21 protein-coding genes are annotated in these 22,247 nt (G+C 69.4%); 12 read left to right on the top strand and 9 right to left on the bottom strand.

The window, feature by feature from the left end; translation table 11 throughout:
- Positions 1-35: 35 nt before the first annotated feature.
- Together AB5J53_RS15250 and AB5J53_RS15245 are read right to left on the bottom strand one after the other, a co-directional pair.
- Entirely contained in the window at positions 36-1,403 is a 1,368-nt protein-coding gene (locus AB5J53_RS15250) for a VWA domain-containing protein (protein ID WP_369246191.1), read from the bottom strand.
- Entirely contained in the window at positions 1,400-2,260 is an 861-nt protein-coding gene (locus AB5J53_RS15245) for an AAA family ATPase (RefSeq protein WP_369246190.1), read from the bottom strand. The genes AB5J53_RS15250 and AB5J53_RS15245 overlap by 4 nt, the downstream gene beginning before the upstream one ends.
- A gap of 165 nt (positions 2,261-2,425) precedes the next feature.
- Between AB5J53_RS15245 and AB5J53_RS15240 the strand changes: the two genes are divergently transcribed.
- Positions 2,426-2,995 (top strand): TetR/AcrR family transcriptional regulator, encoded by a 570-nt coding sequence (locus AB5J53_RS15240; RefSeq protein WP_369246189.1) that lies wholly within the window; start codon positions 2,426-2,428, stop codon positions 2,993-2,995.
- A gap of 25 nt (positions 2,996-3,020) precedes the next feature.
- On the opposite strand, the gene AB5J53_RS15235 is transcribed toward AB5J53_RS15240, so the two are convergent.
- A complete protein-coding gene (locus AB5J53_RS15235) occupies positions 3,021-4,343 on the bottom strand; it encodes a hypothetical protein (protein WP_369246188.1) in 1,323 nt (440 codons plus the stop codon).
- Positions 4,344-4,736: 393 nt separating this feature from the next.
- On the opposite strand from AB5J53_RS15235, the gene AB5J53_RS15230 reads away from it, so the two are divergent.
- The 6 genes from AB5J53_RS15230 (at position 4,737) to AB5J53_RS15205 (ending at position 10,864) form a co-directional block, all read left to right on the top strand.
- Entirely contained in the window at positions 4,737-5,969 is a 1,233-nt protein-coding gene (locus tag AB5J53_RS15230) for a tyrosine-type recombinase/integrase (protein ID WP_369246187.1), read from the top strand.
- Positions 5,970-6,622: 653 nt separating this feature from the next.
- The gene (locus AB5J53_RS15225; protein ID WP_369246186.1) at positions 6,623-8,509 is read left to right on the top strand and encodes a tyrosine-type recombinase/integrase; all 1,887 of its coding nucleotides are present in this window, start codon (positions 6,623-6,625) and stop codon (positions 8,507-8,509) included.
- On the top strand, positions 8,506-9,081 hold the full coding sequence (locus AB5J53_RS15220) for a DUF6262 family protein (RefSeq protein ID WP_369246185.1): 576 nt from the start codon (positions 8,506-8,508) through the stop codon (positions 9,079-9,081). The genes AB5J53_RS15225 and AB5J53_RS15220 overlap by 4 nt, the downstream gene beginning before the upstream one ends.
- 127 nt (positions 9,082-9,208) lie before the next feature.
- Entirely contained in the window at positions 9,209-9,748 is a 540-nt protein-coding gene (locus AB5J53_RS15215; RefSeq protein ID WP_369246184.1) for a hypothetical protein, read from the top strand.
- A 6-nt stretch (positions 9,749-9,754) separates the two neighbouring features.
- Complete coding sequence (locus tag AB5J53_RS15210) at positions 9,755-10,228, top strand: hypothetical protein (RefSeq protein WP_369246183.1); 474 nt, start codon at positions 9,755-9,757, stop codon at positions 10,226-10,228.
- A 45-nt stretch (positions 10,229-10,273) separates the two neighbouring features.
- Entirely contained in the window at positions 10,274-10,864 is a 591-nt protein-coding gene (locus AB5J53_RS15205; protein WP_369246182.1) for an NUDIX hydrolase, read from the top strand.
- On the opposite strand, the gene AB5J53_RS15200 is transcribed toward AB5J53_RS15205, so the two are convergent.
- Both AB5J53_RS15200 and AB5J53_RS15195 read right to left on the bottom strand, forming a co-directional pair.
- The gene (locus AB5J53_RS15200; RefSeq protein ID WP_369246181.1) at positions 10,850-11,197 is read right to left on the bottom strand and encodes a MazG-like family protein; all 348 of its coding nucleotides are present in this window, start codon (positions 11,195-11,197) and stop codon (positions 10,850-10,852) included. The genes AB5J53_RS15205 and AB5J53_RS15200 overlap by 15 nt on opposite strands.
- A 154-nt stretch (positions 11,198-11,351) precedes the next feature.
- Positions 11,352-11,915 (bottom strand): DoxX family protein, encoded by a 564-nt coding sequence (locus AB5J53_RS15195; RefSeq protein WP_369246180.1) that lies wholly within the window; start codon positions 11,913-11,915, stop codon positions 11,352-11,354.
- Positions 11,916-12,047: 132 nt separating this feature from the next.
- Here AB5J53_RS15195 and AB5J53_RS15190 point away from each other — a divergent pair, with 132 nt between their 5' ends.
- Together AB5J53_RS15190 and AB5J53_RS15185 are read left to right on the top strand one after the other, a co-directional pair.
- Positions 12,048-12,374 carry a nuclear transport factor 2 family protein gene (locus tag AB5J53_RS15190; RefSeq protein ID WP_369246179.1) on the top strand — a complete coding sequence of 109 codons (327 nt, stop codon included), beginning with the start codon at positions 12,048-12,050 and terminating at the stop codon, positions 12,372-12,374.
- Between the two features lie 61 nt (positions 12,375-12,435).
- Positions 12,436-13,428, top strand: a complete 993-nt coding sequence (locus tag AB5J53_RS15185; RefSeq protein WP_369246178.1) for an aldo/keto reductase — start codon at positions 12,436-12,438, stop codon at positions 13,426-13,428.
- Positions 13,429-13,472: 44 nt separating this feature from the next.
- Here the strand turns inward: AB5J53_RS15185 and AB5J53_RS15180 are convergent, their stop codons facing one another.
- Positions 13,473-14,258 carry an ABC transporter ATP-binding protein gene (locus AB5J53_RS15180; RefSeq protein ID WP_369246177.1) on the bottom strand — a complete coding sequence of 262 codons (786 nt, stop codon included), beginning with the start codon at positions 14,256-14,258 and terminating at the stop codon, positions 13,473-13,475.
- A 91-nt stretch (positions 14,259-14,349) separates the two neighbouring features.
- The gene (locus tag AB5J53_RS15175) at positions 14,350-15,831 is read right to left on the bottom strand and encodes an ABC transporter permease (protein ID WP_369246176.1); all 1,482 of its coding nucleotides are present in this window, start codon (positions 15,829-15,831) and stop codon (positions 14,350-14,352) included.
- 350 nt (positions 15,832-16,181) lie between these two features.
- Here AB5J53_RS15175 and AB5J53_RS15170 point away from each other — a divergent pair, with 350 nt between their 5' ends.
- Entirely contained in the window at positions 16,182-17,342 is a 1,161-nt protein-coding gene (locus tag AB5J53_RS15170; protein WP_369246175.1) for a D-alanyl-D-alanine carboxypeptidase family protein, read from the top strand.
- Between the two features lie 373 nt (positions 17,343-17,715).
- Here the strand turns inward: AB5J53_RS15170 and AB5J53_RS15165 are convergent, their stop codons facing one another.
- Complete coding sequence (locus AB5J53_RS15165) at positions 17,716-18,414, bottom strand: SDR family oxidoreductase (protein WP_369246174.1); 699 nt, start codon at positions 18,412-18,414, stop codon at positions 17,716-17,718.
- Positions 18,415-18,522: 108 nt separating this feature from the next.
- The gene (locus tag AB5J53_RS15160; RefSeq protein WP_369246173.1) at positions 18,523-19,530 is read right to left on the bottom strand and encodes a Gfo/Idh/MocA family protein; all 1,008 of its coding nucleotides are present in this window, start codon (positions 19,528-19,530) and stop codon (positions 18,523-18,525) included.
- A gap of 98 nt (positions 19,531-19,628) precedes the next feature.
- On the opposite strand from AB5J53_RS15160, the gene AB5J53_RS15155 reads away from it, so the two are divergent.
- Positions 19,629-20,987 carry a multidrug effflux MFS transporter gene (locus AB5J53_RS15155; protein WP_369246172.1) on the top strand — a complete coding sequence of 453 codons (1,359 nt, stop codon included), beginning with the start codon at positions 19,629-19,631 and terminating at the stop codon, positions 20,985-20,987.
- Positions 20,942-22,114 (top strand): serine hydrolase domain-containing protein, encoded by a 1,173-nt coding sequence (locus AB5J53_RS15150; protein WP_369252237.1) that lies wholly within the window; start codon positions 20,942-20,944, stop codon positions 22,112-22,114. The genes AB5J53_RS15155 and AB5J53_RS15150 overlap by 46 nt, the downstream gene beginning before the upstream one ends.
- The last annotated feature ends 133 nt before the right edge of the window (positions 22,115-22,247 follow it).

Below are 22,247 nucleotides of genomic sequence, written 5' to 3'. Positions count from 1 at the left end.
CGGACCGTGGTCGGACCGGCAGTGGGCGGATGATCTCAGACCGGCAGCAAGCGGGCGATCAGCTCGCTGAGCTGCCGGGCGTTGCGGCACTCGTGCATCTCGACGAGTTCGGCGTAGGCGGGCGCGGCGGAGTCGCCCGTGCCCCACTGGGACCGCTGCTCGGGGTTCAGCCAGTAGACGCGGCGGGCCCGCTGGGAGAGGTGCCGCACGGCCGGGAGATTCGGGTCGCTCATGTTCGTACGGGCGTCGCCGAGGACGAACGCGGTCGTGCGCGGCCCGACCGCGTCGGCGTACCGCTCGTCGAACTCGCCGAACGCGACGCCGTAGTCGCTGCTGCCGTGCCAGCCCGTCAGCGTGGCCTCCGCCCGGATACGGGCGCCCAGCCCCTCCGGGTCGGCCGTGCCGTGCACCAGCAGCCCGGTCACCTCGTCGATCCGGTTGACGAAGGCGAACACCCGCACCTTGCTGAACTGGTCGTGCAGGGCCTGCACCAGCAGCATCGTGAAGTCGGAGAATCCCGACACCGAGCCCGACACGTCGCACAGCAGCACGAGTTCGGGCCGGACGGGGCGGCGCCTGCGCAGCACCGGGCGCATCGGTACCCCGCCCGTCGACAGCGACCCGCGCAGGGTCCGCCGCAGGTCGATGGTGCCGCGGGCGGCCCGGCGGCGGCGTGCGGCGAGCCGGGTGGCCAGCTTGCGCGCGAGCGGCTGCACCACCCTGCGCAGCTCGGCGAGCTGGGTCCGCCCCGCGAACAGGAAGTCGACCCGGTCGGCGGTCGGGGCCACCGCCCGCCGCGCGATCTCGTCCCGGCCGCGCCGCTCGGCGACCCGGCGCCGCGCCTCCGTGGCGACCTGCGCGCGGAAGGCCTCGATGCGCCGCCGGATCTCGTCCTCCAGCAGCCGGTCGGTGAACCCCGTCCCGCCGCGCCGCGACCGGACGCTGTCGCGAACCCGCGCCATCAGCGTCTGCGGCCGCAGCCGGTCGAGCGTCTGGTACGACGACCAGCCGTCCGACCCCGGCGAGGAACCGTAGCCGCCGAAGCCGTCCACCGCCTCGACCGCCAGCCGGGCGATCGCCGCCTGGTCGTCGGCCGCGAGCGCCGCCGCGAGCCGGCTGCGCAGGTCCTCCCGGTCGGCGGGCGCTTCGCTGTCCGGCGACGCCCCGACGCGACGCGGAAAGTACACGTCGAAGACCGGATCGAACACCCGCCGCTGCCCCGTGCTGTGGAGCAGCGTGGCGGCGAGCCCTTCGCGCAGCCGTTCCCGGTCGGCGAGGCCGAGCGCCTCCAACGCCTGTGCGGCGTCCAGGGTCTCCCCGGTGCCGATCCGCACCCCGTGCGAGCGCAGCGCTCCGACCAGACCCGTCAACCGCTCCGCCGCACCGGCCGACGGCGCGGTCACACGGCGTCCAGGTCGAGCTTGGCGGTCGCCTTGAGGACGTCGTCCTGGTGCTTGAGGAGCACGCCGAGGCTGTCGTGCACGACGGTCTCGTCGAGGGTGTCCGCTCCGAGCGCGAGCAGCGTGCGCGCCCAGTCGATGGTCTCGGCGACCGACGGGACCTTCCGCAGGTCCATCTCGCGCAGCGCGCCCACCACCCGCACCACGGACTCCGCCAACGCCTCGTCGAGGCCCGGCACCTTCAGCCGTACGATGCGACGCTCCAACTCCTCGTCCGGGAAGTCGATGTGGAGGAAGAGACAGCGGCGGCGCAGAGCCTCGGACAGCTCGCGGCTCGCGTTCGAGGTGAGCACCACGAAGGGGCGGCTGGTTGCGCTGATCGTGCCCAGCTCGGGGACGGTGACCTGGAAGTCGCTGAGCACTTCGAGCAGCAGGCCCTCCACCTCGACGTCGGCCTTGTCGGTCTCGTCGATCAGCAGCACCTTCGGGTCGTCGCCGCGGATCGCGGTCAACAGCGGCCGCGCCAGCAGGAATTCCTCGCTGAAGATGTCGGTGCGCGCCTCGTCCCACGTCTCGTCGCGGCCCGCGCTGATGCGCAGCAGCTGCTTGGCGTGGTTCCACTCGTACAGCGCCCGGGACTCGTCGACGCCTTCGTAGCACTGCAGCCGGACCAGCCGGGCTCCGGCGACCTGCGCGACGGCCTTGGCGAGCTCCGTCTTGCCGACCCCGGCGGGGCCCTCCACCAGGAGCGGCTTGCCGAGGCGGTCGGCCAGGAAGACCGTGGTGGCGACCGCGGGCGACGCCAGATAGCCGGTCTCGGCGAGGCGCGCGGAGACATCGTCGACGGATGTGAAGAGCAACGGGGCCTCCAGCTCGGCACGGGCGAGTTCGGCTCACTATCTAAGCGCTTGTTCACCCCCCTGTCACGTGTGAGGGTGGTCGCACGGCGTCCTGTGTGAGGGGGCTCGCACACCTCGGTATACCGATCGGTTTCCTCGCGGCCTCTTGCGAGGTAACCTCGCCGTATGGCCACTACAGACAAGGCGTCCCCGAGGGACCGGCTGCTGGACGCCGCGGCCGAGTTGTCCTACCGCGACGGCGTCTCCATCGGCATCGAGGCGCTGTGCCGCTCGGCCGGAGTCTCGAAGAGGTCGATGTACCAGCTCTTCGCCGGCAAGGACGACCTCCTCGCGGCGAGCCTGGAGCGGCGGATTCCGCAGGTCGAGGAGCAGCTCGCGCCCGATTCGACGGAGGCCCTCACGCCGCGCGAGCGGATCTTGGGCGTCTTCGAGCAGCTGGAGAAGGCATCGGCGCTGCCCGAGTACCGCGGCTGCCCCTTCCTCGCCGTGCTGGTCGAACTGAAGGACCCCGAGCACCCGGCGAGTGCGGTCGCAGGCGGCGCCAAGCAGCGCCTCAAAGAGGTGTTCCGGGTCGAGGCCGAGCGCGGTGGCGCGCGCGACCCCGATCTCCTCGCCCGGCAGCTGATGCTGGTCTTCGACGGTGCGAGCGCCCGCGCGGGCGCCCGGGTCGAGACGCTCGACGGGCTGACCATGACGACCGCGACGGTGCTGCTGGACGCCGCGGGCGTCGAGTAGCACCGCCGCTACCGCTACCGCTGCCTCAGCCGGTGACCGTGAACCACGTGGCCCGGGACTTCTTCCACTCCGGGTGGGTGAGGTCCTTGGCCTCCGTGCCGTCGCCGTACAGGTCGGCGGAGCCGTCGTCGGTGATCAGCTGGGCGCGGGCGCCCGAGACCGTCAGGTCGGGGACGTCGACGACGGACTCCCAGCCGCCGGGGTCCGAGGTGGGCAGGTCGAGGCGCTTGACCGGGGCGTGGGCCGGGTTGCCGTCCCAGGAATAGAGGGCGTACGGGTCGGTGTTGTCGTCGGCGGCCCAGGACCCGGCGACGATCAGGTACTGGTTCGAGACGTTCTTGCGGATGTCGCGGATCGACAGGCCCCCGAGGTCGAGCTCGATCGGGGCGCCGAAGGTGGCCGACGCGCCGCTGCCGACCATCTTGTCGATGTTCGTGACGGGGACGAGGAGCGCCTTGCCGCCCGCCACCGCCGGGGCGAGGGGCGCGCGGAAGCCGATGTACGCCGTGGTCGTGGAGCCCGGGGCGAACTCCAGGCCCTCCACGTTGAAGCCGTCGATCTGCTTGGGGACCTGGCCGCCGGCGGTGCCCGCCGCGAAGCCGTAGCGGTCGCCGTTCGCCTCGTCCCAGGCGACGAGGTCGTCGCGGAGCTTCGCGTACGAGCCGCCGTACGAGAGGGTCGTGGCCGCGCCCGAGCCGGTGACCTTGGTCGTGAAGACCGTGTTGCGGGCCGACTTGTACTCGCCGTCCTTGTTGTTGCCCAGCGAGCCCGTCCAGTAGATGGTGTCGCCGACGCGGGCGGCGCCCTCGATGTCGATCTCCTTCGAGACCCCGATCCTGGAGCTGAAGTCCCAGGTCCTGACGGGCGCGCCCGACGTCGAACGGTCGTACAGGCGCAGCGTGTTGGACTCGTCGTCCGCGACGACCGCGTACCCGCCGCCCACGTCGACGGCGGCGGAGGCGTCGCTGGAACCGGTGAAGTACCTGCTGTCCGCGCTCTGTTGGACGGCGGCCGACGCGGCGTAGTGCAGCGTCTTCGTGGCCGTCTGGCCGTCGACCCCCGTCACCTTCACGGTGAGGTCGGTGTAGCCCCGGCCGCGCGCGGCGACGGCGACCTGACGCGTGGCGCCGGTTCCCGTGACGGTGACGTCTCCCGTGGTCGCCACCGAGGTCTTGCTGCTCTGGGTCACCGACACGGCGAGCGCACCGGCGTCGGCACCGCTCTGGGCGACCGTCACCCGTACGACCGGATCACCGGTCGCACCCACCGCGCCGGACAGGTACGCCGCCGACAACGAAAGGCTCGGCGTGCCGTAACTCGCCGCCTGCGCCTGGCTTCCCATCCCCATGACGGCGAGCGTAAGCACCCCGCTCACCACGGCAACCGCCCTGCGGCCTGAGGGAAAAACGTAGTCCTGCACTGGGACCCTTTCGTCGACGTGATGCCGACGAGAAGGTTCAGCCGCGCCCGGTAACTCCATGCGGCGCGCGTACGTCCGCGGGGTGAATACCTTCGGTCACCGCCAGGTCGCAAGTGCTTCCTGCGTTCAGGGAGTTGGGCCCTCCTCGAGTGGCCCGAGCGACCGCTCCGTGACGCCCGCCAAGTGGGCCGTGAACACCTCGCGGGCATCCGGCGCCAGGGTGCGCAGGGCCACCAGAGCCGTGATGACGACGTCGCAGAGCTCCGACTGGACGTCGTCCCAGGTGTTATCTCTAGTGAGTCCTGAAGTTCAGTTACCTAAGTGACGTTTGCGCGTTCTCTACGTGACAGACAACTATCTTGGGGGACTTCAGTGACGTTAGCCGGACTCTCTTCCGAGCTCCGCGCCTACCGAGCCGAGAAGGCCATCAGGCCCGCCGACGGGGCAACGATGTGGATCGTCATCAGCAGGGACTACGAGATCCACCCTGAGGCGACTTCGTACCTGACCGCGCTGGCCTCCCAGGAGGACGCATCCGTCAACACCTTGCGCAGCTACGCGGGCCGGGTGGCGCTGTACCTGTCCTACTGTGCGGAGTTCGGCATCTGTTGGTCGGCACCCACCGTCGTGCAGCTTGCTCAGTTCCTGCACTGGCTGGTTGACGAACCCCTGCCGGCCAGGAGTCAGAGGATGCTCGCCGAGCCCCGGCATCGCAGCAAGAAGACCGCGAACGCGATCATGACCACCTCTTGCCAGTTCCTGAGGCACTGCTCTCTTCACGGGTGGGTCGCCGCAGACCTGATCGCCCTGCTGACCGAGCCGAGGCTTCTCCACCACATGCCGGCCGGTTACAACACCGGTGAGGACGATCAGTACCGCACTGTCAACGCACGAAAGCTGAAGTTCAAAGTCGCGGTCTCGGGATACGAGCACCTGGCCGACGAGCAGATCCTCCGCATCATCGACCTCACGGCCCATGCTCGCGACCGTTTCCTGGTGACGCTCCTGGCCGAAACGGGTGTGCGCATCGGGGAAGCCCTGGGCCTGCGGCGGGAGGACATGCATCTGCTGTCGAACTCGATGACGCTTGGGTGCCCCACGGTCGGTCCCCACATCCATGTGCGCCGTCGCCAGAACTCCAACGGAGCCCTGGCCAAGTCACGGCAGCCTCGATCGATCCCCGTCAGCGACGACCTCGTCGGTCTCTACGCCGACTACCAGTGGGAACGGGAAGCCGTACCCGAGGCCGCGTCCTGCGACATGACGTTCGTCAACTTGTTCCGCGCGCCTCTGGGCTCGCCGATGAAGTACCAAGCCACGTACGACCTGTTCGCGCGCCTTGCCAAACGGGCGGGCTTCGTCACCCGGCCGCACATGTTCCGGCACTCGGCTGCGACCCGGTGGATTCGCCAGGGCAAGCAGCGCCACGTGGTGCAGAACTTGCTCGGTCATGTCAGCGAGCAGTCGATGGCGATCTACCTGCACGCCAGTGACCAGGAAAAGCGTGACGCTGTGACGGCGGTCTCGGAGATGCGAAGGGCCGCGCAGCGGTGAACGTCAGGGCCGACCTGGCGGAGTACGCGGGCGTCACGACTCTGCCGACTGATGATCGCCTGCTCCGGTCCTGGAACACCTGGCTTCAGGACACCGTCGACATGAGCTGGAGGCCCGGTGAATGGCGTCCTCATGATCTGCTGTTCGTCGGCGACCCGGACCACCCGCTCACTGGATCTCGACGCTGTCGTCATCCTCTCTGTGACTCCCCGACCGAGGGTCCGATGTACTGCGGAAGCTGCGGCATCGATCACCGCAAGTCGAAGCTAACGGAATCCGAGTTCGAGCAGACCTTCGTCCCACGACGCAACCGCAGGTTCCACGCCACGCCTGAGCGATGCGTTGTACCAGCTTGCGGACGCGACGGCATCAAAGGGCGACTTTGCCACAGCCACTACTCGCTCTGGCGCGATCACGTGCGCAGGACGTACGGCCACCATGCCCGGATCGGCCGCTACGCAAGCGAGCGCGAAGCATGGGCAGCCGCCCAAGAACCATTCCCGGGGCTTCCGATGTGCGCGGTTCGCGGATGCCGAAGCGAGGAGAGCCTGCCGACCCACCTGTGCTACCCGCACCGTAACTTGTGGGCGGCTTACGCCCGCGAGAGCGGGCGAGACAGTGACAGGGACCTGGCCGAGTGGACCAAAGCGCGGGTGCCGTTCCTCCTCCAGAACGAGTTCAGCCTCGTTCCCCTTGAAAAGACGACGTGTCTTGAGCTGCTTTACGCCCTTCAGCGCAGAGACGCGCGTGGCCAGGTTCTCCGCCCGACTCTGGTCAGAAAGATCGTCAGGCTGTTCGCCGGGATCCCCTCTGTGGCTCTCGCGGTAGGCACCACACCGGGCCCCTCCGACATCACATGCACCGGAACTCGGTCCCTGATCAAGGAGGTCAAGCGGGACATCAGCAGGGCACTCGACGCGTACCGCGGCATCGACGAGACCGCCAAACCTGTATGGGACCTGCGAGCGCTCGATACTCCCCTACCGGCACGCACGCGGACCGGGTATCGCGTGCGTGAGGGCGAGATCGACTTCACTCCCATCCTCCAGCCATGGCTTCGTGAAGTAGCCATGCACTGGGCTCGCACGACGAGTCCAGGTTCCTCGGCTCTTCGCGACCGGCTCCTGGCCTGCACGATCGCCTCTCAGGCCCTCGCTACGCGAAGCGCAGGCGATGCCCCGGCCGCACTGGGCTTCGCGGACATGACGGCGGTCGTCAACGAGTTCAGGGCGGCCGTTCGCAGAGACGGGAAGCCCCGCAGCAACGACTCACGGGCCCGGCTGCTGAAGCTCTTCACGGAGCTCTTGGAATTCGGCCGCACCGAAGGAGTCCTTGATGCCCTCTCTCCTCGGTTCGTCCTCCATACGAACGAGCACCGCATCAAGCGGGACAAAGTCGATGAGGACAACATCGGCAAGGCCCTCCCGGAGTCGGTGGTCGCCCAGCTCGACAAGCACCTCGACTTCATCGGCGTAGGGGTGACCTATGGCAGCATGCCGACCGACTGCATCCGGGCCATGTTCCGCACGGTCTATGTACTGCTGAGAGACACCGGACGCCGCCCCAACGAAATCGGAGCTCTCGGCCTGAGCTGCCTGGAGTACGACGGCGGCGAATACCAGCTGATCTGGGACAACACCAAGGCAGGTCGGCTCCGGCGACGCCTTCCCTTGGACAGCGACACGGTCAGGGCGGTCAAAGAGTGGACATCGGTCCGAGAGCGAGTCAACCTGCCTTCTCGGGCCCTCCCCTTCCTCTTCCCGGCGATCACCGATAACGCCGCCACTGGCCACCTGACCACCGGGAACATTGGCGCTGCCATCCGATCGTGGACCGATTCAATTCCGGAGATCTACTCCGAAGAACTCGGCCCGGACGGCACACCATTGCCTTTCGAACGGTCGCTGATCTACCCCTACGCCTTCCGCCACACCTTCTGCCAGCGGTACGCCGACGCCGGTATGCCGCAGCACGTACTCCAGGATCTGATGGATCACAAGTCGGCCGACACCACCGCGGCTTATTACAAGGTGAGCATCAAGATGAAGCGGGAGGCCATCAACACCATCAAGGGCCTGACCACCGACCGCTTCGGCAATCCTGCCCCGATGAGATCGAGCACGGCGTACGAGATGCGGTCGGTAGCGGTGGCGTTCGGAAACTGCATCGAACCCACCAACGTGAAGGCTGGCGGGAAAGCGTGCCCCATCCGTTTCCAATGCGCTGGTTGCGGCTCGTATCGACCCGATCCCTCCTACCTGCCCGCTGTTGAGGAGCACATCCGTGCATTGAAGGCGGACCGTGAGGTCGCTGCCGCAGCAGGCACAGCCGAGTTCGTCATCCGGAACCTGGACGACCAGATCGCCGCGTTCCAGGCCGTCCGTGAAAACCAGAAGGAGAAACTGGCTTCGATGCCCGATGAGATGCGACACGAGGTCGAGGAGGCCAGCAAGGTTCTGCGAAAGCTCCGTGCTGGGGCCTCGACGCGGGCTGTGAGCCTGGGCATGCCCGCATTCGGTCCTCCGGAGGTAGTCGTATGACGACGGAGCCGCGTACGCCAGCTCAGGTGCTGCTTGAGTCCCGGCAGAAGGCCAGCCGGGAGAAGCGCGCAAGGGTGCTCGCTGTAGTGGACGAGATGAAGGCCGACGGCGACCCGATCACGTTCCTCGCAGTCGCCAAGCGGGCTGGCGTCTCAAACTGGCTTGTCTACGCCGAAGGGGTTCGCGAGCAAATCGAAGCCGCTCGCGCTGGCCAGGCGGTCGGCGTAACTCGACAGCGCAAGGAAGGGGCGGCGGCCAGCGCCGCGAGCCTGGCAACCGACCTTGAGTTTGCGCGTGCCCAGGTCCGGGCGCTCACCGAGGAACGTGACCGGCTCAGGGCCGCGGTGCAGCGCAGCCTCGGCGAGCGGGTCGACGCCGTCCCGGCCAAGGACTTGCTCGCCCGTATTCAGGAGCTGACCATCGCCAACCAACGGCTCGCCGCGGAGTTGGCCCGAGCCGAAGCAGACCGCGACAGCCTGCAGGATGATGTGGCCGAGGCACAGGACGACCTGGCTGCCGCCCGGACGGCCCTGCGGAACATGATGCGCGACCAGAACCGCGACTCAACGTGATCGCCCCTCAGGTGGCTCGCAGGCGGCCCAAGACCAGCAGCAGACGTGCGAAGCTGGGGTCGCCCCTGCCGACGCTGATCGCGCACATGCAACGACGCCCCGCTCCCCCCGCACGGAAGACACGCCAATGAGCCGTCCCGCGATACCCGACCTGGCCTGGTGGCGCGGGGACCCCGAGCGATGGGAACTTCTGGAGTTCGACGGGCAGCACACTGAGGATGGGCTGCCCATGGACGCCCGCTGGGAGGACAGGCAGCAGGCCCTCGAAGCCCTGGTCCGGGATCCTTGTCAGGACGACGGGAACTTCGCCCGGTTCCTGTTGCTTCAGGAGACACGGTGGCATGGGCACTCCTGGGGATTCAGCCACAGCATCGAACTCGCCGCCCTGCGGGTCGCCGAAGAACGCCACGTCGAGGACGTCTGGCTCCTGTGGGAAGCCGTCTGCCGGAGCTTCGACACCTGGTGCGGCCTTCCTCACCACCTGCTGCTCGCCGCCGGAGTGTCCATCACCACGGAGTACGTCAAAGGCTCTGACCATCCCCAGCGGGACAACCTCTTGGAGCACCTCGGGAAGATCTCACAAGTCACAGACGAGGAGGTCGCCCAGACACTGAGCCAGCGGCGCCGCTACTACGGCGAGATCCTCGACGAGCTGAGCGGGGAGTGAGACGGCGTGGAGATCACCGTGCAGTGGGTACGGACATCGTGGACCAAGGAGTCTCGGGGAGGTGAGAGTGCCGCGCGCAGGAATGCCGCCCCGATCGGGTTCCCTCTTACACATGCATCGAGGTCGCTGGCGCACGTGGTGCGCATGCGTGAGGAGGACGGCTTTCAGCCTCATGACACTCTTGAGGACCTGGGCAAGGTCGACGTCCAACTCCGTGAAGCCGAAGGACGCCTGCGGGTCTTCCCGCGAGTGCAGCCTTTGTTTGCCCTGCCGCCGCGGCGACGACGCCGGCCGGCGGTGCGACTTGTTCCCGGGCAGTGGGTCCGTTGGCAGCTGAACTACCGCTTCAGCAGCGCACTGGGGATCCGGGACTGGTCCTACTGGCTGGACACCTTCAATATCGCCTACGGACCGGTGACCACTGACCTGTTCTGTGGAACGCCTGACTTCTTCATCGACGAGCAGGGCCCCGTCCGCTAGCGCTGGCTGACTTGACGCGAGAGGTTGTGGCTCCCCTGCCATCATGTGCCCGTGGTCACCATGGATTCCTCAAACGCCCCCGACCAACTACTCCGCGCCCAGCTGATGCAGGTGCTCAGCGGCATCGAGCCCTGGGACGATCAGGAGCAGACACACCTCGCCGCAACTGCAGAATGGATCACCAGCGGATCACCGCTCCACAGGACGCTGAAGCCCGCCACCCCAGCGAAGCACCTGGTCAGCTACTTCGTCGTGCTCGATGAGACCCGCGAGGAGCTCCTACTCGTTGCCCACCGCAAGGCTGGCTTGTGGCTTCCCAGCGGCGGCCACGTCGAGCCGACGGAGGATCCGTGGGACACGGTCCGGCGTGAATGCCGCGAAGAGCTGCGCATCGAAGCCGTACCCGCCACGATCACCGGGGACCGCCCGATCTTCCTCACCGTCACACGGACTCGCGGCCAGGGGCAGCACACTGACGTTTCCTTGTGGTACGTCCTGCGGGCAGAGGCAGGCCAGGTCACTTCCTTCGACGAAGCCGAGTTCGACGCGATCAAGTGGCTCTCCTTGGACCAGGTCCTCGCCACGCCAGAGGACACCCTGGACCCCCCCACATGCACCGATTCACTCGCAAGTTGATGAGCCTGCTGGCCCTAGACAGGAGCGCGCAGTGATGGCCTCCGGCCGCCAGGAGCAGACGTGCCGTACGTGACTGACAGCCATAACGAGCTCTGACCTGCACGTATATGCAGACGACCCCAGATAACACCTGTGACTCGTGCCCTTGCGCGGGTTCTGGCCCGTCGCGCCAATCACAGCCTGGGCGACCTCGCCGACCTCCTCCGACAGCTTCAGCATGCGCAGCAGCAGGCCCTCCCGGCCGCCGTGCGCCCGGTTGGCATCCAGCCAGGCGTGCAGGCGGTCGATCGAGTCCCAGACGTCTTCATCAGCCATGGGGCCAGTGTCGGCCATGGGGCGAGCGTCCCCGGAGCCGACAGTGGGACCTGCGTGCTCGGAGTCAGCCATGGGGTGCGCGTCCCCGGAGTCAGCCATGGGGCCAGCCTCCCCAGAGGCGGCTTGCCCGACGCCTCCTCGTAGAACCGAGGCCTCCCCGTGAACCCGATGTCTACTCGTCGACGAACGCCTGCTCGTCGAACAGCGCCTCCTGTTCCCCCTCTGCCGCCTTCCGCACCCTCTTGTTCCGCGCTCCCACGACCACCGCCGTGACCGCCGCCGTCACGCCCAGCGCCATCGGCACCATCCAGCCGCGGTTCACCGTGTGGCCCAGCAGATGGTCGAGGGACAGCCGGCCGGGTCCCGCCACCGCGAGGCCCGCCGCCGTCAGACCGAGCGACGCCGCGTACTCGTAGCCGCCCTCCTGCGCGAAGAACCCGCTCGGTGCGTGCACCGCCGCCGCGCCCGCCATCGCGCCGGCCGCCGCCGCACCGGCCGCGGGTGTCGCGAGGCCCAGCGCCAGCAGCGTGCCGCCGCCCGCCTCCGCGAGCCCCGCCGCGGTCGCGCTCGCCTTCCCGGGCAGGTAGCCCATGGCCTCCATCGCCGCCCCGGTCCCTTCGAGGCCGCCCCCGCCGAACCAGCCGAGCAGCTTCTGCGACCCGTGCGCGGCCAGCACCCCTCCCGTGCCCAGACGGAGCAGCAGCAGTCCCAGATCGGTTCGGTCGAAACAGGTCACGGTGACTCCCAGAGCAGACAACGGCAACGGTTCCCTCCCGGGTCTCCACCGTCGCACCGATCGGACGGGCCCGACGCTCCCGGGCAGCCGTTCGGGTGGCGGGCGCCGGGGACCGGTGTGAGTCTGGCTGACATGACGATTCAGGTAGCGAAACTCAGCGATCCGGCCGTCCGGGCCTTCGTCACCGCGGTCAACGCCCACGACCGGGACGCCTTCCAGGCCCTCCTCGCCCCGGGCGCGACCATGTCCGACGACGGCTCCGACCGCGACCTCGCCGACTGGACCGAGCGCGAGATCTTCTCCTCCCACGGCCACATGGACGTCGACAACGAGTCCAACGGCGGCCGCTCCCTCATCGCCCGCTACAGCAACGACACCTGGGGCGAGATGAAGACGAAGTGGAGCTTCACCGTCGACGACGGCGGCAAGATCACCCGCTTCGAGACCGGCCAGGCCTGAAAAACGCGCTGCCGCAAGGGGCTTGCCCTCGTGTGCACTCCAACTCCTAGCGTCCAGCGGTATGGAGACCACTGAACGCAGGACATTGGGACGCAGCGGTATCGAGGTCAGCGCCCTCGGCTTCGGCTGCTGGGCCATCGGCGGTGAGTGGTCGACCCCAGACGGGCAGCCGCTCGGCTGGGGCAAGGTCGACGACGAGGAGTCCGTACGGGCGATCCGGCGCGCCCTCGACCTGGGCGTGACGTTCTTCGACACGGCGGACGCGTACGGCGCCGGGCACAGCGAGCGCGTTCTCGCACGGGCGCTGGGCAAGCGGCGGTCCGACGTGGTCGTGGCCACCAAGTGGGGCAACGTGATCGACGAGGAGCGTCGGCTGCTCACCGGCAGCGACGACTCCCCGGCGTACGCCCGCCGCACGCTGACCGCCTCACTGCGGCGCCTCGACACCGACTACGTGGACCTCTACCAGCTGCACCTCTCCGACGCGGACCCGGAGCGCGCCGCCGAACTCCGGGAAGCCTGCGAAGAGTTCGTACGAGAGGGTCTGATCCGCGCGTACGCGTGGAGCACCGACGACCCCGAGCGTGCGGCCGTCTTCGCGCAGGGCGAGCACTGTGCGGCCGTACAGCATCGGCTGAATGTGCTGCAGGACGCGCCCGAACTCCTCGTCCTCTGCGAGGAGTCGAACCTCGCGAGCGTCAACCGCAGCCCGCTGGCGATGGGGTTGCTGAGTGGTAAGCACTCGACGGCGCGCGCCCTCGAAGCGGGGGACATCCGGAGCGCGCCGCCCGCCTGGCTGCCGGGCTTCACCGGCCAGGGCGGCGCCGACCCGGACTGGCTCGCCAGGGTCGACGCCCTCAGGGAGATCCTCACCAGCGGCGGCCGTACGCTCGCGCAGGGCGCCCTCGCCTGGCTGTGGGCGCGCAGCCCGCGCACCGTCCCCATCCCGGGGTTCCGATCGGTCGCCCAGGCCGAGGAGAACGCGGGCGCGATCGCCGAAGGGCCGCTCACCGCCGGGCAGTTGGCCGAGGTCGACCGCGTACTCGGACGGTGAGCGGCCCAGGACCGCGCACGGGCAGCCGTAAGGCCGCCGAGGGGTCAGTAGCCCTGATCGCCGTACGTCTGCTGCTGGGCGTATGTCTGCTGGGCGTACTGCTGCCCGTCGGCCTGCTGGGCGAACGGCTGGGCCGCGGCGGCGCGGCGCCCGCCGCCCTGCTCGGTCAGCGTGATCTGCCCCGCCTTGATGGTCGCGAGGCGCGGCGCGCGGCGGGCGATGGACGAGTCGTGGGTGACCATGATGAAGGTCAGCCCGTACTCGTGCCACAGCCCTTCGAGCAGGCCCATGATGTCGTCGCGGGTGCCCTCGTCGAGGTTGCCGGTCGGCTCGTCGGCGAGCAGCACCTTCGGCTTCTTGACCAGTGCGCGGGCGATGGCGACGCGCTGCTGCTGACCGCCGGACAGCTCGCTCGGCGCATGGCCCAGGCGGTCGCCGAGACCGACCGAGCTCAGCGCCTCGGCGGCCCGCTCGCGCCGCTCCTTGGGCTTCACACCGAGCGGTACGAGGGCGGTCTCGACGTTCTCCTGCGCGGTCAGTGTCGGGATGAGGTTGAAGGCCTGGAAGATGATGCCGATCTTCTCGGCGCGCAGCCGGGTCAGCTTGGCCTCGCTGATGGAGGCGAGGTCCACGCCGTCCAGTTCGACGCTGCCGGAGGTCGGGCGGTCGAGACCGCCGATCATCTGCAGCAGCGTCGACTTGCCGCCGCCCGTGGGGCCCTGGATGACGAGCTGGTCGCCGTCCTCGATGGCGAGGTCGACGCCGCGCAGCGCGTCCACCGTCTCCTTGCCCCGTGTGTAGCGCTTGGTGACGCCGGTGAGTTTGTACATGAAGGTCTCCGAAGATGAAGGGGGTGGGGCGCCGCGGCCCGGGGGGAGTGGACGCGGCGCCCCAGCTCAGGGGGATGTGGCCCGAGGGCAGTTACGAGACGCTGCGCAGCGCGTCAGCCGGGCGCATCCGGGAGGCGCGCCAGCCGCCCATCGCGCCGGCGATCAGACCGCCCGCGATGGCCAGGCTCGCGGCGAGCGCGATGGTGGTCAGCGAGACCGGCGCGGAGAGCGCGATGTCGATGGTGTTCTTGGCCGCCGAGGCCGCCTGCTGGCCGGGGCCGCCGCCACCGGGGCCGCCGCCCATGCCGCCACCGCCGCCGGTGGTGTTGCCGAGCTCCGCCGTCAGCTTCGGGCTGATCGCGGTGACCGTGTACGCCGCGCCGAGGCCGAGGGCGATACCGAGCACGCCGCCGAGCAGACCGTTCACGATGGACTCGCCGACGACCTGGCGGGTGACCTTGCGGGACGGCCAGCCGAGCGCCTTCAGGGTGCCGAACTCACGGACGCGACGGGAGACGGCGGACGAGGTGAGGAGGGCCGCCACCAGGAACGCGGCGACGAGGACCGCGATGGACAGCCACTTGCCGACGCTGGTCGCCAGGTTGGAGGCGGTCGACAGGGAGCCGGAGACGGTGTCCGCGAGGTCGGCGGAGGTGGTGACCGTCGTACCCGAGATGTTCTTCTGGATCGTCGTCTTGACGGTGTCGATCTGCTGGGAGTCGGTCGCCTTGACGTAGATCGTGGTGACCTTGTTCTTCGAGTCGCCCAGCGTCTGCGCCTGCTTCAGCGGCAGGTAGACGTCGGTGGTCGACTCGCTGCTGTCCGGCGTCGCGATACCGATGATCGTGTACTTGGTGCCGGAGATCTTGAAGGTCTTGCCGACCGTGTACTTGTTCTCCTTGGCGTACGACTTGCTGAGCACCGCGACCTTCGCGTTGGTCTGCGAGGCCGTGAAGGTCTTGCCCGAGGTGATCTTCGAGGTGGCCAGCGGGCCGAGGTCCTGGTTGGTGACGTCGATGCCCGCGACGGAGTACGAGTTCACGTCGAAGGAGGCGCCACCGCCCTGCACCTGCGGCGCACCCGTGCTGGTCCCGCCGCCCTGGCCGCCGCCGGGGCCGCCCTGCTGCGCGTCGGACGAGGTGGACGACTTCGCCTTGCCCTGCGTGAAGGAGCCGTCGACCTTGGTGACGTTCAGGGTCAGCGCGCCCACGGCGCTCGCCACGCCCTTCTGCGCGGCGACCTCGGTGACGAGTGAGGACTTCAGGGACTGACCGCCCTGCGTCATCACGCGGTCGGAGCTCTGCGTGTCACTGCTGTCGTTGGACTTGGCGTCGAAGTTGAACTTCGGTCTGCCGGAGGAGTTGCTGGAAGGCGCCGTCTGGGCCTTCGTGACCGTCATGTCGGTGCCGAGCCCGTACAGCGACTTCAGGACCTTGTCCTGTGCCTGCTGCATGCCGGCCGACACCGAGTTGACGGTGATGACCAGCGCGATACCGAGCGCCAGACCCATGGCGATCACCAGCGCCGCCTTCTTGCGCCGGCTCAGCTCACGCTTGAGATAGATGCCAAACATCCCGTTCCTCAAAGGTTCTTGGCGCCCGCTGTGGGCGCGGCCACAAGCTATGGAGGAACCTTTGAGCGGGGCTGAGTAAGGGATGTGTGAGGGCTGAGAAAGTGGCGCCCGAAATCAATATTCCGTAAGACAGCCGATTCCTAGGCTCTCTAGGGCGTACTGCCAGGAAACGCCTGTTGAGTGGCCCCTTGGTGAAGACAGCGGGCTCGCCCGGTACGCATCTCCCGGTGGGACGGTGGACGGTCGTGCGGGGCGGGCCCGCGCCGCTTTACCGCGTCTTTGGACGCGGCTTTCCTCTCCTTTGTCACCCCGCTGTGCGGCGTCATCGGCAGGCTTTGTACGGTCCCGGGATGCGTGATTCTTCTCGGCTGTCCCGTCGTGCCGTTCTCGGCTTCGCCGCGGCCGCCCCGTTGGCCGTCGCTTCCCCCGCGTACGCCGCGACCGTGATCGGCGGTGAACGGCTCGGCCGCACCGGCGTTCAGGTCGGGGGCGTCCCGGGGCTGCCCAAGCGCCTCACCGCCCGCGCCTGGGTCGTCGCGGACCACGACAGCGGCAAGGTGCTCGCCGCGTACAACGCGCACCGGCGACTCCCGCCCGCGTCCACCCTGAAGATGCTGTTCGCGGACACCGTGCTGAAGAAGTTCGAGCGGACCGAGAAGCACACGGTGACCGACGCCGACCTCGCCGGGATACCGGCGGGCTCCAGTCTCGTCGGCGTCAAGCCCGGCATCACGTACACCGTCGAGCAGTTGTGGCAGGGCGTCTTCCTGCGCTCCGGCAACGACGCGGTGCATGTGCTCAGCCACATGAACGGCGGCGTCGCCGCGACCGTCGCCGAGATGCAGGCCAAGGCCGCGGACCTGCAGGCCCTTGACACGCACGTGGTCAGCCCCGACGGCTTCGACCACAAGGGGCAGCTGTCGTCCGCGTACGACCTGACGCTCTTCGCCCGGCACGGTCTCGCCGACGCCGACTTCCGTGCCTACTGTGCGACGAAGACCGCTGACTTCCCGGCCGGCGGCAAGAAGACTTTCCAGATCCAGAACACCGACCGTCTGCTCACGGGCGCGTGGGGCGTGGAGACGTACGACGGCCTGATCGGTGTGAAGAACGGCTACACCAGCAACGCCGGCAACACCTTCACCGGAGCGGCGACGCGCGACGGGCGGACTCTCCTCGTCACCGTGATGCACCCGAAGAGCGGCGGCAGCGGCGTCTATGAGGAGACGGCACAGCTGCTCGACTGGGGCTTCAAGAACGCGGCGAACGCCGAGCCGGTCGGCGCGCTGGTCGATCCGCTCAGCGAGGGCGGTGCGAGCGCCACGCCCGACCGGAAGGCGGCGAAGGCGGCCGCGGGCGCTCGGGCCGACGCGTCGGGGGACGGTTCCTCGTGGGGACTGGTCGGCGAGGCCGGGGGAGCCTTCGCGCTGCTCGCGGGCGGGGCGCTCGCGCTGCGCAACCGCCGGCGCAAGGCGGCCGACGACGCCACGGACGGCCGCCACCGGCGCTGAACCTCGCGGGCGCCGCACACATGCTGGGGCAGCCGTTCCGCGGGCCGGTGCATGCCTCGCGGTCCCACGCGAAGTCCGCCCCCACCCGGTCCGCGGAACGGCTGCCACCTCCCCCCTCGGTGTGGACCGTGGCCGTACCGGCCGTACCGAAGTCTCGTGCTCCAAGTGTGAAGCTCTGGTGGAGGAGATGTTGAGCATAAGCCCACTACCGGCTTATATGAGCCGGAGGTTCAGCTTCCGTTTGTGCAAGTTGAGCCGTTGACGAGTCGTTGATGAGTGGTTGATCGGCCGTTGACGATGCGGCGCGGTCGCCTCAGCCGCGTCCCACGTACGGCATCGTCGTCGCCAGCACCGTCGCGAACTGCACATTCGCCTACAGGGGCAGCTCCGCCATGTGCCGGACCGTGCGCGCCACATCGGCCACGTCCATCACAGGCTCGACCGCCAGTTCGCCGTTCGCCTGGAGCGTTCCGGTCCGCATCCGCTCGGTCATGTCGGTGGCCGCGTTGCCGATGTCGATCTGACCGCAGGCGATCCGGTACGGGCGCCCGTCCAGGGACAGCGACTTGGTCAGGCCCGTCAGCGCGTGCTTGGTCGCCGTGTACGCGATCGACTGCGGGCGGGGTGTGTGCGCCGAGATGGAGCCGTTGTTGATGATCCGGCCGCCCTGCGGGTCCTGCTCCTTCATCTGCCGGTACGCCGCCTGCGCGCACAGGAACGCGCCGTTGAGGTTGGTGTCCACGACGTGCCGCCAGGCGTCGTACGGCAGCTCTTCGAGCGGGACACCGCCCGGGCCGAACGTGCCGGCGTTGTTGAAGAGCAGGTCGAGCCGCCCGAAGCGGTCGCGCACGGCGGTGAAGAGGGCGGTCACGTCGTCGGGTCGCGAGACATCGGTGCGTACGGCGACCGAGGGCCCCTCGGGGACCAGGGCCGCCGTCTCCTCCAGGGTCTCGGTCCGGCGTCCGGCCAGCGCCACCGACCAACCGGCGCGCAGCAGTTCCACGGCTACCGCACGGCCGATGCCGGAGCCCGCTCCGGTCACCACCGCGATCTTCGTCTGCATGGCATTCATGGGGCCGCAGCGTACGGGGAGGCTCCGCCTTGTGGAACTCATTGTCCGCCGTACGGAACTCACGCAGGGTGTCGGTGACCGTGCGGGTGTCGCTGAGCGGAGTTGCGCTCAGCCCTCTTCGCCGGAGTAGCGGACGCCGATCTGCTTCCGCACCGCGTCCAGCGTCCGCATCACGGCGAGGCTGCCGTCGAGGGGGACGAGCGGGGACTCGGTCTCGCCGGCCCGCAGGGCGCGCATCACCTCGGCGGCCTCGTGCCTGAGGCTGGTGCGCGGGCCGTCCGCCGGGTCGGCCTTGAACTCCTTGGGGTCGTGGCCGTCGCGGTGCAGCACGAGGCGGTCCGGGAAGAAGAAGCCGTCCGGGATGTCGATGCGGCCCTCGGAGCCGGTGATGGAGGCGGAGACGGGGGTGCCGCCGTTGATGGAGCAGTGCACCGAAGCGAGAGCGCCGCTCTCCCAAGAGAGCAGTGCTCCCGTCTGGAGATCAACGCCCTCGTCGGAGAGCACTGCTCTCGCGGTGATGTCCGCGGGCTCCCCGAGCAGCAGCTGCGCGAACGACACCGGGTAGACGCCCAGATCGAGGAGCGCGCCGCCGCCCTGCGCGGGGTCGCGCAGCCGGTGCGAGGGCGGGAAGGGGCCGGCCAGCCCGAAGTCGGCCTGCACGGTGCGGACTTCGCCGATCACACCGTCGTCGACGAGCGCCTTGAGCCGCCGGACCAGCGGATTGCAGTACATCCACATGGCCTCCATCAGAAAGCGGTCGTGGCTGCGGGCGAGGGCGACCAGTTCCTCCGCCTCACGCGTGTTCAGCGTGAACGCCTTCTCGCACAGCACATGACGCCCGGCCTCCAGACACATCCCGGCAGCGGCCCGGTGCGCCGAGTGCGGAGTGGCCACATACACGATGTCGACGTCCGGGTCCTCGGCGAGCGACGCCCAGTCCCCGTACGCCTTCGGTATCCCGAACCGCTCCGCGAACGCCTTGGCCGAGGCGTCCGTCCGTGAGGCCACCGCCACGACCTCGGCGTCCGGCATGTCCACCAGATCCGCCGTGAACGCCGCGGCGATCCCTCCGGTCGCCAGAATTCCCCACCGCACGCGCTCGCGTTCGCCCGTCATCCCCGCCCCTTGCCCTGTGACCCCGAAGTTTTGTGACCCCGAACACCCCGTTCGAACTGAGAGCATAGGTGGCGGATTACTCGGAGAGGGAGGGGTACATGCCCGAGCGTGGCCGCACCACGCGGGGAGAGCGGTTCGAGCGGGAGGAAGCCGGCCCGGAGGGGCGCATAGCGAACACCGCGCTCGCCGACGTCTCGGAAGCGGCACCAAAGGCGCCGGACACCGGCGCCCTCCGCCGCACCGGACTCCTCGTCACCCTGATCCTCGGCGGCCTCACCGCCACGCCCCCGCTGGCGATGGACATGTACCTCCCGTCGCTGCCGGAGGTCACCGAATCGCTGCACGCCCCGGCCGCGACCGTGCAGCTCACGCTCACCGCGTGCCTCGCGGGAATGGCGTTCGGACAGCTCGTCGTCGGCCCGATGAGCGACAGGTGGGGCCGCAAGCGCCCCCTGCTCACCGGCCTCGTCGTCTACATCGTGGCCACCGTGCTGTGCGCCCTCGCACCGAACGTCGAACTCCTCGTCGCCTTCCGGCTCGCGCAGGGCCTCGCGGGCGCGGCCGGGATCGTGATCGCCCGGGCCGTCGTACGCGACCTGTACGACGGTGTGGCGATGGCCCGCTTCTTCTCCACCCTCATGCTGATCTCCGGCGTCGCCCCGATCGTCGCGCCGCTCATCGGCGGGCAGATCCTGCGCTTCACCGACTGGCGGGGCGTGTTCGTGGTCCTCACGGCGGTCGGCATCGCGCTGACGGTGGTCGTCTGGTTCCGGCTCCCCGAGACCCTCACACCCGCCGAACGGCACAGCGGTGGCGTCGGCGAGGCGCTGCGCGCCATGCGCGGACTGCTGGCGGACCGGGCCTTCGCCGGATACATGCTCGCAGGCGGCTTCGCCTTCGCCGCGCTGTTCGCGTACATCTCGGCGTCGCCGTTCGTCGTGCAGGAGATCTACGGCGCCTCCCCGCAGACGTTCAGCCTGCTCTTCGGCGTCAACTCCGTCGGCCTGGTGATCGCCGGTCAGATCAACGGCAAGGTCCTGGTCGGCCGGGTCAGCCTCGACAAGGTGCTCGCCGTCGGCCTCGCGCTGATCACGCTCGCGGCGACCGCGCTGCTGCTGATGTCCACGGGCGCCTTCGGTGAGGTGGGGCTGGCCCCGGTGGCCGCCGCCCTGTTCGTGCTGATGTCCGCGATGGGCCTGGCTCTGCCCAACACCCAGGCGCTCGCCCTGATGCGGGTGCGGCACGCCGCCGGCTCCGCGTCCGCCCTCCTCGGCACCTCCGCCTTCCTCATCGGCGCGATCGCCTCGCCCCTCGTCGGCATCGCCGGGGAGCACACCGCCGTCCCGATGGCCGTCGTCCAACTGGCCGCGGTACTGGTGGCCATCGCCTGCTTCGTGGGACTCTGCCGCCCCTGGCAGACGGGACGCACTTCGGATGGAAAGGCGGCGGGCAGCTGAGCGCACCGAGACTGCGCACCGACACACCGGAACGGGCCGGGCTCGACCCCGAAGAACTGCGTCACCTCGTACGGGACGTCCGCGCCCTCACGCGCGGGCCGGACCCCTGGGCGGCGGGCGTGGTGGTGATCGCGGGGCGCGGCCCGGTCGTCGCCGTCGAGGAGGCGGCGGGGTGGTCGGTGCGCTACGCGGCGTACGACGAGAAGACGGACACGGGGGTCGAACTGCCGCCCGGGGCGCGGGTGCCCATGACCGTCCGCACACCCTTCGACCTGGCCTCCCTCACCAAGCTGTTCACCGCGGTCGCCGCGGTGCAGCAGCTGGAGCGTGGCACGCTCGGCATCGACGCGCGGGTGGGCGCCTATCTCCCGGAGTTCCGCGCGGCCGCCGCGTACGACATCACCGTACGGCAGCTGCTCACCCACACCTCCGGGCTGCGCCCCGAACTCCCGCTGTACGACTGCCCGGACGACGCCGCGCGCCTGGCGATGCTCCGGGCGGAGGCACCCTCGTCCGAACCGGGCGAGTACCTGTACTCGGACTTGAATCTGCTCCTCCTCCAGTACGTTCTGGAGCGCGTCACCGGGCGCGCGCTCGACGTCCTCGTCCGGGACGGCATCACGCGGCCGCTCGGCATGACCGCCACCGGCTTCGGCCCCTGCCCGGGCGCGGCGGCCACGGAGGACCAGCGGCGGCCGTGGGCCAAGGCGGACCGGGGGATGCTGCGGGGTGTGGTGCACGACGAGAACGCGTGGGCGCTCGGTGGGGTGGCGGGCCATGCGGGGCTCTTCTCCACGGCGCACGACCTGGCGGTCTTCTGCCGCACCCTGCTGGCCGGCGGCTCCTACGGCCCCGCCCGCATACTCGGCCCCGACCTCGTCGAGCTGATACTGACCCCGCCCGGCCTGGGCTTCGCCCTCGACCAGCCCTGGTTCATGGGCGCACTGGCGGGGCGCGGGGCCGCGGGGCATACGGGCTTCACGGGCACGTCCTTGGTCCTCGACCCGGCGACGGACACCTTCCTGGTGCTGCTGGCGAACACGGTGCATCCGCGGCGCCGCCCGGCGGACAACGCGCCTCGGGCGGCGGCGGGGACGCGGCTGCGGCGGGCGGTACGGGGGGCTTGAGGCAGGGGTTTTTCGCCCCCTGCGCCCCTGCCCAACCCGTATTTGTCTTTTGGCTGCGGGTGCGTGGGGGCTGGTCGCGCAGTTCCCCGCGCCCCTTTGGGGCGCAGCCCCCAGGGAGGGGCAGGGGCGGAGG

The sequence above is a fragment of the Streptomyces sp. R41 genome, assembly GCF_041053055.1.
Taxonomy (GTDB): domain Bacteria; phylum Actinomycetota; class Actinomycetes; order Streptomycetales; family Streptomycetaceae; genus Streptomyces.
Note: the sequence above shows the minus strand (reverse complement) of the source record. Positions and strands in the feature narration are given on the sequence as shown.

Bases quoted from the DNA above. Each gene is read 5' to 3' on its own strand.
- AB5J53_RS15240 (WP_369246189.1), top strand. From the start codon at position 2,426: ATGGCCACTACAGACAAGGCGTCCCCGAGGGACCGGCTGCTGGACGCC.
- AB5J53_RS15235 (WP_369246188.1), bottom strand. From the start codon at position 4,343: ATGGGGATGGGAAGCCAGGCGCAGGCGGCGAGTTACGGCACGCCGAGC.
- AB5J53_RS15220 (WP_369246185.1), top strand. From the start codon at position 8,506: ATGACGACGGAGCCGCGTACGCCAGCTCAGGTGCTGCTTGAGTCCCGG.
- AB5J53_RS15215 (WP_369246184.1), top strand. From the start codon at position 9,209: ATGAGCCGTCCCGCGATACCCGACCTGGCCTGGTGGCGCGGGGACCCC.
- AB5J53_RS15200 (WP_369246181.1), bottom strand. From the start codon at position 11,197: ATGGCCGACACTGGCCCCATGGCTGATGAAGACGTCTGGGACTCGATC.
- AB5J53_RS15190 (WP_369246179.1), top strand. From the start codon at position 12,048: ATGACGATTCAGGTAGCGAAACTCAGCGATCCGGCCGTCCGGGCCTTC.
- AB5J53_RS15185 (WP_369246178.1), top strand. From the start codon at position 12,436: ATGGAGACCACTGAACGCAGGACATTGGGACGCAGCGGTATCGAGGTC.
- AB5J53_RS15180 (WP_369246177.1), bottom strand. From the start codon at position 14,258: ATGTACAAACTCACCGGCGTCACCAAGCGCTACACACGGGGCAAGGAG.
- AB5J53_RS15175 (WP_369246176.1), bottom strand. From the start codon at position 15,831: ATGTTTGGCATCTATCTCAAGCGTGAGCTGAGCCGGCGCAAGAAGGCG.
- AB5J53_RS15170 (WP_369246175.1), top strand. From the start codon at position 16,182: ATGCGTGATTCTTCTCGGCTGTCCCGTCGTGCCGTTCTCGGCTTCGCC.
- AB5J53_RS15165 (WP_369246174.1), bottom strand. From the start codon at position 18,414: ATGAATGCCATGCAGACGAAGATCGCGGTGGTGACCGGAGCGGGCTCC.
- AB5J53_RS15160 (WP_369246173.1), bottom strand. From the start codon at position 19,530: ATGACGGGCGAACGCGAGCGCGTGCGGTGGGGAATTCTGGCGACCGGA.
- AB5J53_RS15155 (WP_369246172.1), top strand. From the start codon at position 19,629: ATGCCCGAGCGTGGCCGCACCACGCGGGGAGAGCGGTTCGAGCGGGAG.